11 protein-coding genes are annotated in these 14,312 nt (G+C 62.5%); 8 read left to right on the top strand and 3 right to left on the bottom strand.

Annotation, left to right across the window (positions count from 1 at the left end; translation table 11 throughout):
- Positions 1-23 precede the first annotated feature (23 nt).
- On the top strand, positions 24-1,277 hold the full coding sequence (locus XaFJ1_RS10160) for an MFS transporter (protein ID WP_230596787.1): 1,254 nt from the start codon (positions 24-26) through the stop codon (positions 1,275-1,277).
- Here XaFJ1_RS10160 and XaFJ1_RS10155 read toward each other — a convergent pair.
- The 3 genes from XaFJ1_RS10155 to XaFJ1_RS10145 form a co-directional block, all read right to left on the bottom strand.
- Entirely contained in the window at positions 1,216-2,589 is a 1,374-nt protein-coding gene (locus XaFJ1_RS10155) for a diguanylate cyclase (RefSeq protein ID WP_161525219.1), read from the bottom strand. The two genes, XaFJ1_RS10160 and XaFJ1_RS10155, sit on opposite strands and share 62 nt — an antisense overlap.
- Positions 2,590-2,904: 315 nt before the next feature.
- Positions 2,905-4,227, bottom strand: a complete 1,323-nt coding sequence (locus XaFJ1_RS10150) for an NAD(P)/FAD-dependent oxidoreductase (protein ID WP_012916580.1) — start codon at positions 4,225-4,227, stop codon at positions 2,905-2,907.
- Positions 4,228-4,321: 94 nt separating this feature from the next.
- Entirely contained in the window at positions 4,322-5,689 is a 1,368-nt protein-coding gene (locus XaFJ1_RS10145; protein ID WP_012916579.1) for a glutamine synthetase family protein, read from the bottom strand.
- A gap of 230 nt (positions 5,690-5,919) precedes the next feature.
- Between XaFJ1_RS10145 and XaFJ1_RS10140 the strand changes: the two genes are divergently transcribed.
- The 7 genes from XaFJ1_RS10140 to XaFJ1_RS10110 all read left to right on the top strand — a co-directional run bounded on the left by XaFJ1_RS10140 (position 5,920) and on the right by XaFJ1_RS10110 (position 14,306).
- Positions 5,920-6,678: a gamma-glutamyl-gamma-aminobutyrate hydrolase family protein gene (locus tag XaFJ1_RS10140; protein WP_012916578.1), complete on the top strand. Its 759-nt coding sequence runs from the start codon at positions 5,920-5,922 to the stop codon at positions 6,676-6,678.
- A gap of 4 nt (positions 6,679-6,682) precedes the next feature.
- Complete coding sequence (locus tag XaFJ1_RS10135) at positions 6,683-8,065, top strand: glutamine synthetase family protein (protein ID WP_012916577.1); 1,383 nt, start codon at positions 6,683-6,685, stop codon at positions 8,063-8,065.
- A 275-nt stretch (positions 8,066-8,340) separates the two neighbouring features.
- Complete coding sequence (locus XaFJ1_RS10130) at positions 8,341-9,474, top strand: polyamine ABC transporter substrate-binding protein (protein WP_012916576.1); 1,134 nt, start codon at positions 8,341-8,343, stop codon at positions 9,472-9,474.
- A gap of 368 nt (positions 9,475-9,842) precedes the next feature.
- Complete coding sequence (locus XaFJ1_RS10125) at positions 9,843-10,991, top strand: ABC transporter ATP-binding protein (protein WP_012916575.1); 1,149 nt, start codon at positions 9,843-9,845, stop codon at positions 10,989-10,991.
- On the top strand, positions 10,988-11,953 hold the full coding sequence (locus XaFJ1_RS10120) for an ABC transporter permease subunit (protein ID WP_012916574.1): 966 nt from the start codon (positions 10,988-10,990) through the stop codon (positions 11,951-11,953). Before XaFJ1_RS10125 ends, XaFJ1_RS10120 begins: the two co-directional genes overlap by 4 nt.
- The gene (locus XaFJ1_RS10115; protein ID WP_012916573.1) at positions 11,950-12,801 is read left to right on the top strand and encodes an ABC transporter permease subunit; all 852 of its coding nucleotides are present in this window, start codon (positions 11,950-11,952) and stop codon (positions 12,799-12,801) included. The genes XaFJ1_RS10120 and XaFJ1_RS10115 overlap by 4 nt, the downstream gene beginning before the upstream one ends.
- A gap of 140 nt (positions 12,802-12,941) precedes the next feature.
- Positions 12,942-14,306 carry an NAD-dependent succinate-semialdehyde dehydrogenase gene (locus tag XaFJ1_RS10110; RefSeq protein ID WP_012916572.1) on the top strand — a complete coding sequence of 455 codons (1,365 nt, stop codon included), beginning with the start codon at positions 12,942-12,944 and terminating at the stop codon, positions 14,304-14,306.
- Positions 14,307-14,312: the final 6 nt, after the last annotated feature.

Below are 14,312 nucleotides of genomic sequence, written 5' to 3'. Positions count from 1 at the left end.
TGCCGATGCCCCATTTTCTTCCCATGCGTAACTCTCCACGTCGTGTGTTGTTGGCCAGTCTGGTCGGCACCACCATCGAGTTCTTCGACTTTTACATCTATGCCACCGCTGCCGTGCTGGTGTTTCCAGCGCTATTTTTCCGCGATGGCGATCACGATGCAGCGCGATTGCAATCGTTGGCGACCTTTGCCGTGGCGTTCGTCGCGCGTCCACTGGGGTCGGCGCTATTCGGTCATTTTGGCGACCGGATTGGACGCAAGGCAACCTTGGTGGCGGCGCTGTTGACCATGGGATTGTCGACGGTGCTGATCGGTCTGTTGCCCAGTCAGGCCCGTATCGGAGTGTGGGCGCCAGCGTTGCTGGTACTGTGCCGGTTCGGTCAGGGGCTGGGGCTGGGCGGCGAGTGGGGTGGGGCCGTGTTGCTGGCCACGGAGAACGCGCCGCCGGGCAAGCGTGCCTGGTACGGCATGTTTCCGCAGTTGGGCGCGCCGCTGGGTTTCATGTTGTGCTCGGGTATTTTTCTGCTGCTGGGTGCGCTGCTGGACGAGACGCAATTCATGCGCTGGGGCTGGCGGATCCCGTTTCTGGCCAGCGGGCTGTTGGTCGTTATCGGGCTGTGGGTACGTCTGCGCATCCATGAGACACCGGATTTCCAGCGGACGCTGGATCGTAACGAACGGGTGCGCTTGCCCATGCTGACCGTGCTGTCGCAGCATGTCGTGGCGATGCTCATGGGCATGCTGGCGTTGCTGGCGACCTTCGTCCTGTTCTACCTGATGACGGTGTTCGCGCTTGGCTATGGCACCACGACGTTACATTACAGTCGTGAACAATTCCTGTTGTTGCAGATGTTCGGCATCGTGTGTTTCGCCGTCGCCATCCCGCTGTCGGCGTGGTTTGGCGAACGCCGCGGAACGCGCTTGGCGATGATCGTGGCCAGTGTCGCCATCGTGCTGTTCGGTCTGCTGTTCGCGCCGTTGTTCCATGGCGGCCAGCCCTGGCAAGTGCTTGGATTTCTATCGCTGGGATTTTTCTGCATCGGCCTGAGTTACGGTCCATGCGGTACCTTGCTGGCCGAACTGTATCCGCCTCCGGTGCGCTATACCGGCGCGTCGCTGTCGTTCAACCTGGCCGGTATTCTTGGTGCCGCGCCCGCGCCGTATGCGGCGTCATGGTTGGCCTCGCACTACGGCCTGCCGTGGGTAGGCTATTACATCAGTGCTGCTGCACTGCTGACCTTGTTGACATTGCTGGCGATGCCTCTGCTCCGCCGTTGAATGCTTGTCCGTGCGGGGCGTGTTCGACTCGGTTGCGGCCAGCGGCTTTGGCCAGATAGAGGTACTTGTCCGCTTCGATCAGAAACGGATGCAGAGCCTGATTTTGAATCTGGCTGCTGCAGACGCCGATGCTGATGGTAAGGCGTAGCGTTTTTTCGCCGACGTTCACCTGGAGTTCGGCGATGCGCGCGCGTAGTTTTTCGAAGTAATCGGTGGTGGCCGCCTCATCGAGACCGGGCACCAGCATGCAGAATTCTTCACCGCCAAAACGTGCGATCAGGTCTTGCGGCCGTGCGTACGCGGTCAGCACCGAGGCGACCGCACGCAGCGCTTCATCGCCGGCGTCGTGGCCCAGGGTGTCGTTGACGTGCTTGAAGTGATCCAGATCGAGCATTGCCACGCTGACCGATTGCTGGTCGGTAAGACATTGCGGCAACACGCGTTGGCTTTGCTCCAGAAAATGCCGGCGATTGGGCAGGCCGGTGAGGAAATCGCGGGTCGCCAGATCCTGCAGGGTGCCGATCAGTTCCAGTTGGTCCACGTTCTGCGAGACCCGGCAGAAGAACTCTTCGCGCGAAAACGGTTTGCGCAGGAAGTCGTTGGCGCCGTTTTTGAGGAAGCGCGGAACCAATGATGCGTCGCTGGTGCCGGAGAGACCAATGACCGCCAGCTTGTCGCGCGCGCGCAGGGCGCGCAGCCGGCGGGTGAATTCCACGCCCTCCATCCCTGGCATTTCCTGGTCCACCACCGCCAGGCGGATTGAAGGATTGGCTTCCACCGCCTTCAGCCCGGCGGCACCGTCGGCCGCTTCTACGACCTGGTAGCCATACATGGCCAGCAGGGACGCCGCATAAGCCCGTGCCGACGCCGAATCGTCCACCACTAGCGCGGCGATGCGGCGATTGCGCACCAGTCGCTGCACCAACCAGGCCAGATAGTCGATGGTGCCTGGTGCGTTCTTCAGTACAAAATCGATGATCTGCTGGGTCAGGATGCGTTTGCGCAGCCCTTCGTCGTACACGCCGCTGACCACGACGGTTGGCACGCCGCGGGCGACGAAGAAGTCCACCACGCTGTCGTGGTTGCCGTCTGCGAGCACCAGCCCGGTGAGCACCAGAAACCAGGGGCCGCCATCGTCCAGCGCGCTACCCGCCTCGGCCAGGGTAGACACGACAGTAACCTGCACCTCAACGCGTTGCTCGATCGCCGCGCGTAGCAGGTCGGTGAAGGAACGCGAATTCTCTACCAGCAAGATGCGCTGCTTCTCTGAACCGCTAACGCGATCGTTTATGATGGTAGAGGCCGACAACATGTGCGGCATGTAAGCCTCGCAGAGTGACGTTTTCTGTGTGGAACCGATTTAACGGCCGTATCCGCGACAACTTTAGAGCGTGTGATTCGCTTCGATAGTCAGGTACATCAGGCGTCAGTGCTGCGAATGATGCGCTGGCGCCAAGGCAAAACGCCGGGCCCCAACGCCATGCTTTTGACGGCTAATCGGGGTGGGATACACGTTGGCCGCTTGTCCGGGCCCCAGCGGCAGAACAGATGCTCTATCGGCTTCGCATTCACTTCACATCAGATCGCATGTTCTGGGCCGATATAGGTGAGTCCGCACAGCTGGGTCTCACCACAGCGCGTCGCGTAGTTTGTACCAGGACATCGCCGCCGCCAGCAGCGGGGTACGCAACAGGCGTCCGCCCGGAAAAGGGCGGTGCGGGATCCGGGCGAACACATCCAGGCGCTGCGACTGCCCGGCGATCGCCAGGGCGATGACCTCCCCGGCTAGACCGGTCGCGGCTACGCCATGGCCGCAGAAGCCCTGAGCGAAGTAGATGTTCGGGGTCAGGCGGCCCCAATGGGGCGCGCGGTTGCGTGTGATGTCGACGTAGCCTCCCCAGACGTAATCCAGTTGCACCTTGTTCAGTTGCGGGAACACCTTGCGCATGCGTTGGGTCATGAAACCGCGCAGGCCTGGTGGCGGTAGCGCCGAATAGCTTGCGCCGCCACCGAACAGCAGGCGGTGGTCGCGGCTGAGACGAAAGTAGTCCAATGCCAGGTTCACATCGGCCACGGCCATGTCATTGCCGATCAGCTCGTGCGCCAGTTCCGCGCCGAGCGGCGCGCTGGCACCGATGTAAGTGCCTACGGGCATGATGCGCGTTTCCAGTTCCGGGGCGATGCCTTGCAACCAGGCATTGCCGGCGAGGATGGCGAAATCGCCTTGGACCTCGCCGTGCGCGCTACGCAAGATCGGCCGCTCGCCGCGGATCAGTGTAGTCACCGGGCTCTGCTCGTAGATGCGCACGCCGGCGGTCAGTGCCGCGCACGCCAGGCCACGGGCATATTCCAGTGGGTGCAGGTGGCCACTGGCCTGGTCGTACATCGCTCCGCAATAGCGCGGACTGCGTAGCTGCGCCTGCAGTTGTTGCCGGTCCCACCATTGCAGTGGGTAATCGTAACGTTGCGCCATCGCGACGATGCTGGCGCGCAGCGCACGCTCGTGGCGCGACGTGATTGCCACGTGAGCATGGCCGTCGCGCCAATCGCAGGCGATGGCATGGCGTCGGATCCGCTCGCGCAGCAGGCGCATGCCATCGCGGGAGAAATCGAACAGCAGGCGCGCATCGTTCTGGCCGAGCAGTGCTTCCAGCGTGTGTTGCTCGCAGCCGTAGCCGACGATGGCCTGGCCGCCATTGCGCCCGGACGCGCCCCAGCCCACCCGCTGTGCTTCTACGACTGCGACCTGATACCCGGCCTCGGCCAGCGTCAGCGCTGCATTTAGACCGGTGTAGCCTGCGCCGAGAATGCACACGTCCGCCCGTATCTGCCCGCGCAGGGTGGGCTGCTCAGGCAGGGGCGTCGCGCTGTCGAGGTACCAGGAGCCGGGACCTGGGGACGGCTCGGCGCCCGTGTCCCGGTGCAGGGGGGGCAGGGCGGTTCGGGTCATGCGAGCTGACGACGCATAAATGTCATATCGATCGCGTTCCGAGGGATTGTGGTCCGGTTCCTGCGTGTGGCCGTTCCTGGATCATCCCGGTTCCTCATACTGTTCGCAGGTACCAGCGATAGTCCACGTCGCTTACCTGCGCATGGAAATCCAGCATCTCGCGGTGCTTTTGCTGGCCGTAGATGTGGCGGAAGCGCGTACCGAAGCGTTCGGTGACGAAGTCGCTGGCCAGGAAACGTGCGATTGCGCTACGCCAGTGGGGGTGGCGCGGCGCGCTCTGCACGTAGGCATTGCCTTGGGTCGGCGGTCCCGGATCGATGTGGTGCTGCAAGCCGTATTCGATGCCGGCCAGCACCGCGGCGGCGACCAGATAGGGGTTGGCGTCGGCACCGGCGATGCGGTGTTCGATACGGATGTTGGCTGGGTCGCTATGCGGTATCCGCATCGCCACGGTGCGATTGTTGAAGCCCCAGCTATCGTTGAGTGGCACGAAGGCATTGGCAACGAACCGGCGATAGCTGTTCGCGTGTGGGGCGAACAGCAGCAAGCAATCCTCGGCGCTGTGTTGCAGCCCGCCGATGGCGTGCCGTAGCGCCGCGGCCGGGGCCTGTGGTGTGCAGGCGAAGACATTGTGGCCTGCAGCATCGAGCAGGCTCACGTGCAGATGCAGACCACTGCCGGATTGCCCTGCCAATGGCTTGGCCATGAAGCTGGCGAGTAGCCCGTGTTGCTGCGCGATCGCCTTGATCGCGCGCTTGAGCAGGACTGCATCGTCGCAGGCCGCCAGCGCGTCGGTGCGATGTGTGAGGTTGATCTCGAATTGGCCGGGGGCGTACTCGGCGACCGCAGTGTCGGCCGGAATACCCTGCGCTTGGCAGGCCTTTGCCACCGCGTCGATGAACTCGCGCTGCTCGTCCAGGTCCTGCATCGAATAGACCTGCGTACTGTCGTTGCGCCGCCCACTGTGCGGTTGCGGCGGTGGCTGCGGGCGTCCGTGCGCGTCTGCGCATGGATCGAACAGGTAGAACTCCAGTTCCACCGCGATCACTGCAGTCAGCCCAAGCGTCTGTAATCGTGTCAGCACTTGCGCCAAGACCTGGCGCGGGGCGAAATCGAGTGCGTTGCCCGCGTCCTGCATTGCCAGCAGCAGTTGCGCCGAGGGCACTGGCGCCCATGGTACCGGCCGCAAAGTACCGGGTATCGGAAAGCACAATCGGTCCTCGTCGCCGATGGCGTAGCCAAGGCCTGTTTCTTCCACCGTGTTCCCCGTGATATCGGTGGCGATCAGCGACATCGGCAGGCACACCCCGTTGCGGTAGACCTTTTCCAGCGCGTCGCGGGTAATACGCTTGCCGCGTAGCAGGCCATTGCAGTCCGGGAGCAGCAGATCGATCTGCGCGCAGTCGTTGATGCGTTGCAGGGTATGGGCATCGTCCGGGGGCAGCAGCGGAGTGTCGTGCATGCAGGTTATCGCGGCGGACTGTGGTAACCCGGTAAGCCTAACAGAGCGCCGTGGCGTCAAGAATGCGTGGCGGTCGATCCGAGTGCATGTGCTGCCATGGCTGCCATGGGTCACATTATTGATTTCCCGGCCTTGCGTGAGGCGCGCGGAAGTCGCACGCGCCTGTTGTATTGTGTTGTAAAAATATAACGTGCACTGTAACTTGCAGCGACGCCACACGAGTTTTTCGCATGGCTGTATCGCCTCTGGTCGGTTTGCCGACCGACTGCAAGCTTATTGGCCAGCAATCGTTTATGGCCGCCGGGGAAAAATACGCTCGCGCCGCCATTGACGGTGCGGGTGTGACCCCATTACTGCTGCCTTTGCTACAGCCGCCGATCGATGCACGTGCGTGGCTGTCGCGGCTCGACGGGCTGTTGCTGACTGGCGCAGTCAGTAACATCGAGCCACATCATTACAGCGACGAGCCTAGCTGGCCTGGCAATCCGCATGACCCGGTACGGGATGCGAACATGCTGGATCTTATCCCGCAGGCGATCTCCATGGGGCTGCCAATTTTGGCCATCTGCCGTGGTTTTCAGGAAGTCAACGTGGCGCTGGGAGGTACCTTGCACCAGAAAGTGCATGCGCAGCCTGGGCTGTTGGATCACCGCGAGAACCCGCAGTTGCCGCTGGAGACGCAGTTCGCGTCGGCGCACGAGGTGACCTTCAGCGAAGGGGGCTGGCTTGAGGAGATCGCCGGTGGTGCGCGGGCGCGTGTCAACTCCCTGCATGGCCAGGGCGTGGCTCGGCTCGGCGGCGATCTGATTGTCGAGGCGCTGGCGCCAGATGGCCTGATCGAAGCGTTTCGCGGTGTAGGCCCAGGATTCCTGTTGGGTGTGCAGTGGCACCCGGAATGGCGTGTCCTTGACGATGCGTTCTATCTCGGCATCTTCCAATTTTTCGGCGACGCGTGTCGCCACTATGCGGCCACCCGCAGTAAGGACTGATCCAATGGCTAGCCGATCGCGCGCGCGCAAGCACACCTCCGAACAGCAGGAAAGCTCGCTGCGGCGCTGGCTAAAGGAGCGCCACATCACCGAGGTCGAATGCCTGGTGCCGGACATCACCGGCAATGCGCGCGGCAAGATCATTCCTGCCGCCAAGTTTTCGCACGATTACGGTACGCGGTTGCCCGAGGGCATTTTCGCCACCACTGTCACCGGCGATTATCCTGACGATTACGACGAACTGATCTCGCCCTCGGATTCGGACATGCAGTTGCGTCCGGATCCGGACACGGTACGCATGGTGCCGTGGGCGACCGATCCCACCGCACAGGTCATCCATGACTGCTACACCAAGGAGGGACTGCCGCACGATCTAGCACCGCGCAACGTGCTGCGCGGCGTGCTCGCGGCATATGCGGCGATCGACTGCAAGCCGGTGGTAGCGCCGGAGTTGGAATTCTTCTTGGTACAGAAGAACACCGATCCGGATTTCCCGCTGTTGCCGCCGGCGGGTCGCTCCGGTCGTCCGGAAACAGCGCGGCAGTCGTACTCGATCGATGCGGTCAACGAGTTCGACCCGATTCTGGATCTGATGTACGACTACTGCGATGCGATGGAACTGGACGTGGACACCTTGATCCATGAATCCGGTGCGGCGCAGTTGGAAGTCAACTTCACCCACGACGATGCGTTGTCGCGGGCGGACCAGGTGTTCCTGTTCAAGCGCACCATGCGCGAGGCTGCATTGCGCCATGGCGTCTACGCCACGTTCCTGGCCAAGCCGATGGAGAACGAGCCGGGCAGTGCGATGCACATCCACCAGAGCCTGTTGGACAAACACGGCAAGAACGTCTTCAGTGGCCGTCGTACCGGCGAGTACAGTCGTACCTTTGCGCATTATCTGGCGGGCTTGCAGAAGTACGTGCCGATGGCGATGGCGTTCTTGGCGCCCAATGTCAATTCTTACCGTCGTCTGATGTTCGGCGAGGTATCGCCCAGCAATGTACTGTGGGGATTCGATAACCGCACCTGTGGCCTGCGCGTGCCGATTGATACGGTCGAAAACATGCGTGTGGAAAGTCGTTTCGCCGGTTCCGATGCCAATCCATACCTGGCGATGGCGGCGACGCTGGCCTGTGGGTTGTTGGGTATACGCGAGCAGTTGGAGCCGACCGCACCGACTACCGGCAGTGGACAGGTAACCGGTTACCAACTGCCACGCTCGCTCGGCGAGGCGTTGGATGGCTTGGAGCATTGCGAACCGCTGCAGGAATTATTGGGGGCAAGGTTCGTGCGGGCGTACATTTCGGTCAAGCGTAAAGAATACGAGACGTTTTTCCGGGTGATCAGTTCCTGGGAGCGGGAGTTTTTGTTGTTGAACGTATGAGTCGCGCAGTGTGGCCCGCATCGGCTAGCGCATGATGGATGGTCGTCTTCATCGATGAATCGATCATGAGCGCGATTGGCGTGTACATTCCTCGGCGCAGTGACTTGACGCAGATCGAATGCATCTACCGCTATTGCCACGCAGGGCGCCGCGCAGGTGCTGGGCAAATAGCCTGAGTCTGGCTAGTCTTGGTGTGCTGGGATGCTGTCCGTCTGGTGTGTGTCGCGTCCGGCCTGATGCTTCACGATTTTCCCATGGAACCGAGGAGACATGTCATGACGCTGCGGCGGCGCATTCTTTGCGTGCTTTCCTTTTCGGCGACGTTGCTGGCCTCTTGCGACGGATTCGGCGGCAGCGAGGGTCGCGCGCCGGGCGCGGACGCAGCAAAGGTGCTGAATGTTTACAACTACTCGGACTACATCGCTGAGAGCACCATTCCCGATTTTGAAAAAAAGACCGGCATCCAGGTCACCTATGATGTGTTCGACAGTGATGAGATGGTGGAAGCCAAACTGTTGGCCGGCGGCAGCGGCTACGATGTGGTGGTGCCTACGTTGAATTTCTTCGGCCGGCAAATCCAGGCTGGCCTGTTCCTGCCGCTTGACAAGCGCAAGATCCCCAATCTTGCCAACCTTGACCCGCAGATCATGCAGCGCATCGCGCAGCAGGACCCAGGCAACACCTATGGTGTGCCATACATGATCGGTACCACCGGCATCGGTTACAACGTCGACAAGGTCAAGGCGGCCTTCGGCAGCACCGACGTCGCCAATAGTTGGGATCTGGTATTCAAGCCGGGTAATCTGGCCAGGCTCAAGGACTGCGGCGTGACCCTGTTGGACACGCCCGCGGACATGATCCCGATTGCGCTGCATTATCTGGGTGAGGACCCGCATACCACCGATGCGGCCAAAATCGAGCAGGCCGCCGCGTTGCTCAAACGCATCCGCCCGTACGTGCAGAACTTCCACTCCTCTCAGTATGTGACCTCCCTGGCCAACGGCAGTACCTGCCTGGTGGTGGGGTGGTCCGGTGACATCATCCAGGCGCGCGATCGCGCCGAGGAAGCCAAGAACGGCGTGCACCTGGCCTATTCGATTCCGAAGGAGGGCGCGCCGCAGTGGTTCGACATGCTAGCCATCCCCAAGGATGCCAAACATCCGCAGAACGCTTATGCCTTGATCAATGACCTGCTGACACCGGAAGTGGCTGCGGCCAATACCAATGTCATCCATTACGCCAATCCGGTACCGAAGGCGACACCGCTGGTGAACTCGGCGATCCGTAATGATCCGACTATCTATCCACCGCCGGCGGTGGCAGCGAAGATGTTCACCTATGCGATCAACCCGCCCGAGGTGGACAAGCTGTACACCCGCTTGTGGACGCAGATTAAGACCGGCCGTTGAACCACGGGCGTCAGCGCCTTCAGTGTTCACTGATCGCGAGCCACGCGGGTGGCGCGGTAGAAGATGAGTCATACGCGCCCCGTACAGTGGCCATCGCGCGGTGCTGCGGGGTCGTTGATCGACACGCTGGATGTGCGGCACAGGCATCTGTGCTGTAAAGTTATAGTGCAGGCACATGCAGATTTGCTGACGCGCGCCGTAATGTCCGGGGTCAGGTCAGGCTGGGTAGCGGTGATACCGCTGTCGAAGTGATAGCACTGCTGCGGTATCGCCGAGATGGCAGCCGCGGCTACACTGGGAGCTAGTGTGCTGCGCTCGTCAGCATCATCGGCGACATATCTCGATGGCGTTTTCATGAGCAACAACCGATGGCGTTGAGCGAAGTCAGACCGCACCCCATGCTGGAGCCGCGCACGCCGCCGACCAAGGGCAGTGGTTATCTGTCCATTGCGGGTGTGTGCAAGGACTTCGATGGTGTCGTTGCGCTGGACGCAATCGATCTGGATATCGGCAAAGGCGAGATCTTCGCCTTGCTCGGCGGTTCCGGCAGCGGCAAGTCCACGTTGCTGCGCTGTCTGGGCGGGTTCGAACAGCCCAGCCGTGGCCGCATCGTGCTCGACGGACAGCTGCTGGATGGCCTGCCGCCATATCAGCGTCCGCTCAACATGATGTTTCAGTCCTATGCACTGTTTCCACACATGACGGTGGAGCAGAACATCGCATTCGGTCTGAAGCTCGATGGCCTGTCACGTACCGCCATCGTTGCTCGCGTCGGCGAGATGCTGGAACTGGTGCGGCTGCAGACCTTGGGCAAGCGTAAGCCGCACCAGCTCTCCGGTGGTCAGCAGCAGCGCGTGGCGCTGGCGCGCGCGTTGGCCAAGCGGCCAAAGCTGTTGCTGCTTGACGAACCGATGGCGGCGCTGGACAAGCAACTGCGCGCACAGATGCAATTGGAGTTGGGCGCGATCATCCAGGCCTCCGCTGTCACCTGCGTGATGGTCACCCATGACCAGGAGGAGGCGATCACCATGGCCACGCGCATTGCGCTGATGGATGCGGGCGTTATCCGCCAGATCGGCACACCGGAAGCAATCTACGAGCAGCCGGCCAATCGCTTCGCCGCCGAGTTCATCGGCTCGGTCAACCTGATCGACGCCACCATCGACGCAGACGAACCAGATGGCACGTGCTTGCACAGCGCGATGTTCCCTGATCGCATCATCGTCGGTCATGGCCTCCCTGGTTGTGCCGGACAGCCGGTGTTTTTCGCGATCCGTCCGGAAAAACTGCGCATTGGCAAGCAGGCCCCGGCCCAGACGCATAACAAGGCTCTTGGCACGATCGAGGACATCACTTATTTCGGTAGCCATTCGGTCTACCATGTGCGCTTGCCTGGCGGCTTTACGCTGATGGCCAACTTCACCAACCAGCAGCGTTATGCCAGCCAGAGCCTGAGCCGTGGCGATACGGTTTGGCTGCGGTGGGGCGAGCACGATGGCGTGGTGCTGCGCGCATGAGCATGCCCGTCGCTGCGGGCGTGTCCGCTGCGTTGTCTGCGTCATGGCGGATGCTGCGCACGCGGCTGGGGCGGCGTCTGCCTGATGCGCGCTGGGCGGTGATCGCGGCGCCATACCTGTGGATGTTGCTGTTCCTCGCGATCCCGTTCCTGGTCGTGCTGCGTATCTCCTTCGCCGAGCAGGCGATCCGCAGTCCACCGTATAGCCCGTTGCTGGATGACCGCGACGGCGTACGGACCTTGATCCTGACCTTGCAGAATTATCTGGCGTTGTTGCGCGATCATCAGTACATCCAGGCTTACTGGGGCTCGCTCAAGATCGCCGGGATCTCCACCGTCCTCACCCTGCTGATCGGTTATCCGTTGGCCTATGCGATCACCCGCCTGTCGGCGTCGGCGCGCAACATGGCAATGATGCTGGTGGTGCTGCCATCGTGTATCTCGTTCTTGATCCGCGTCTACGCCTGGATCGGCATTCTCGACAGCAACGGCCTGCTCAACCGCATGTTGTTGGGGCTAGGGCTGATCGATGCGCCGTTGCACATCTTGTACACGCCGCTGGCCGCCTACATCGGCATCGTGTATTGCTATCTGCCGTTCATGGTACTGCCGCTGTACGCGACCCTGGTCAAACGCGACCGGCGTCTGCTCGAGGCCGCCTACGACCTGGGGGCGACGCCGTGGAAGGCGTTCCTCGCCGTCACCCTGCCGATGTCGCGGCCGGGCATCATCGCTGGCTGCATGCTGGTGATGATTCCGGCGGTGGGTGAATTCGTCATCCCGGAAATGCTGGGTGGACCGGACACGCTGATGATCGGCCGAGTGCTGTGGGGGACGTTTTTCAATAATCGTGATTGGCCCATGGCGTCGGCGCTGGCGATCGCGCTGCTGGCGTTGCTCATGCTGCCGCTCCTGATCTTGCATCGTCAACAGCAGCGCCAGTTCGACGGTGGTCCGGCATGAGGGGCGCGTCCCTGCTGCGCAGACGGGCGGGGATTGCGCTGCACTGGGCCGTGCTCGGGGCCGGCTTCGCCTTTTTGTATCTGCCGATCCTGCTGCTGATGGCGTATTCGTTCAATGCCTCCAAGCTGGCGACGGTCTGGGCCGGGTTTTCCACGCGCTGGTATGGCGCGTTGCTGCGTGACCGACAGATCCTGCGCGCGGCGTGGATCAGCCTCAAGGTCGCGTTATGCACCGCGACCGCGTCGCTGGTGCTCGGTACGCTTGCGGCGCTGGCGCTGACCCGCTTGCGGCGCTTTCCTGGCAAGCGCCTGTTCGCGGCGTTGGTGACCGCACCGCTGGTCATGCCGGAAGTGATGATTGGTCTGTCGATCCTACTGCTGCTGGTGTCGATCGGTGGGGTGATCGGTGTCGCGCCCAAGGGTGTCATTGCGATATGGGGCGCGCACGTCACCTTCACCCTGTCTTTCGTCACGGTGGTGGTGTCTTCGCGTCTGCAGGCATTGGACCACGCGTTGGAGGAGGCGGCGATGGACCTGGGCGCCAATCGGCCTACGGTGTTTTGCCTGATTACCGTGCCGATCATCGCACCGGCGCTGGTGGCGGGCTGGCTGCTGGCGTTCACCCTGTCGCTGGACGACGTGGTGGTTGCCAACTTTCTCGCCGGCCCGGACACGACCACTTTGCCGATGATCGTGTTCTCGTCGGTGCGGATGGGCCTGACGCCCAAGATCAATGCCTTGGCAACGCTGATGGTGCTGCTGGTATCGCTTATCGCCTGCGTCGGCGGTTGGTGGATGGCGCGCAGCGAGAAGCGGCGTCGGCGCGACATGCAACTGCCGCTGCGGTAGGCCGGCTAGCGCGTGTGATGATCGCTTGCCTGGCGCGCTTGCGTTGCGGCCGCGTGTCGCCGCACGCAGCCAGGTGACCACGACATGCCCGCAACCTGCGCCGCGCTAAGCTTGGGGCCATTTTTTCATGAGCCATTGCAATGTTTTACGACACCGTCAATCCCGCCACGGGGCGGGTCGAATACCGCGTCGTGCTGATGGATGCCGCCGCCATCGAACAGCGTCTGGCCGCCGCGGCGCAGACGTTCCCCGCCTGGGCGGCGACCTCGTTGACGCAGCGTGGCACCTTGTTGCGTGCGGTCGGCGCGCAACTGCGCGCGCAGCGCGACTCTTTGCAGCGACTGATGACCGCGGAGATGGGCAAGTTGCGCCAGGAAGCGTTGGCCGAAGTCGACAAGTGCGCGGCGGCTTGCGATTACTATGCCGAACATGCGGCCGACTATCTGCGCGAGCAGCTGATCGCCACCGACGCCCGGCGCAGCTACGTGCGCTACGAGCCGTTGGGTTGCGTGCTGGCAGTGATGCCATGGAATTTCCCGCTCTGGCAGGTATTCCGTTTCCTTGCGCCAGCGCTGATGGCCGGGAATGTGGCCTTGCTCAAGCACGCCGACAACGTACCGCGCTGTGCCGATGCGATCCATGCGCTGTTGCAGGCGGCCGGTGTTCCGAGCGGGGTGTTCGACGTGTTGCACATCGATAACGACCAGGCCGCCGAGGTGGTGCGCGATGCGCGGGTGGTCGCAGTCACGCTCACCGGCAGCGAACGCGCTGGCCGTTCGATCGCCGCCAACGCAGGCGGGCAACTGAAGAAGTGCGTGATGGAGTTGGGCGGCAGCGATGCGTTCGTGGTGTTGGACGATGCCGACGTGGATGCGGCGGTGGCTGCCGCAGTACAGTCGCGTTTCGACAATGCCGGGCAGACCTGTATCGCGGCCAAGCGTTTCGTGGTGGTGCAGGCGGTCGCCGATGCGTTCGTGCGGCGCTTCGTTGCGGCGGCGGGCGCGCGCCGTCTTGGCGATCCGCAGGACCCTGCGGCCACGCTCGCGCCGATGGCGCGGCAGGATTTGCGCGATGCGCTACACAACCAAGTACAGGCTAGCATCGCCAAGGGCGCCATGCCGTTGCTCGGTTGCGCGCCGGACCTGGAGACTCATGCTGGTTATCCGGCGTCCATCCTCGATCACGTGGTACCGGGGATGCCAGCCTACGACGAAGAATTGTTCGGCCCAGTCGCCGCGATCCTGCGCGTGGCCGATGAGGCCGAGGCGGTGCGCGTGGCCAACGATACCGTCTTCGGTCTTGGCGGTAGCGTCTGGAGCGCGGACCGCGATCGCGGCGAACGCGTTGCCTGTCAGTTGCATTGCGGCGCGGTTTTCGTCAACGCCAGTGTCAAGAGCGATGTGCGCCTGCCGTTCGGCGGTATCAAGCGTTCCGGTTTCGGCCGCGAACTGGCGGCACATGGCATCCATGAGTTCATGAACATCAAGTCGGTCTATGTGGGATGAAACCCC

This window comes from Xanthomonas albilineans (assembly GCF_009931595.1).
Taxonomy (GTDB): domain Bacteria; phylum Pseudomonadota; class Gammaproteobacteria; order Xanthomonadales; family Xanthomonadaceae; genus Xanthomonas_A; species Xanthomonas_A albilineans.
The sequence above is the reverse complement of the archived record's forward strand: the minus strand, read 5'-3'. Positions and strand labels throughout refer to the sequence as shown.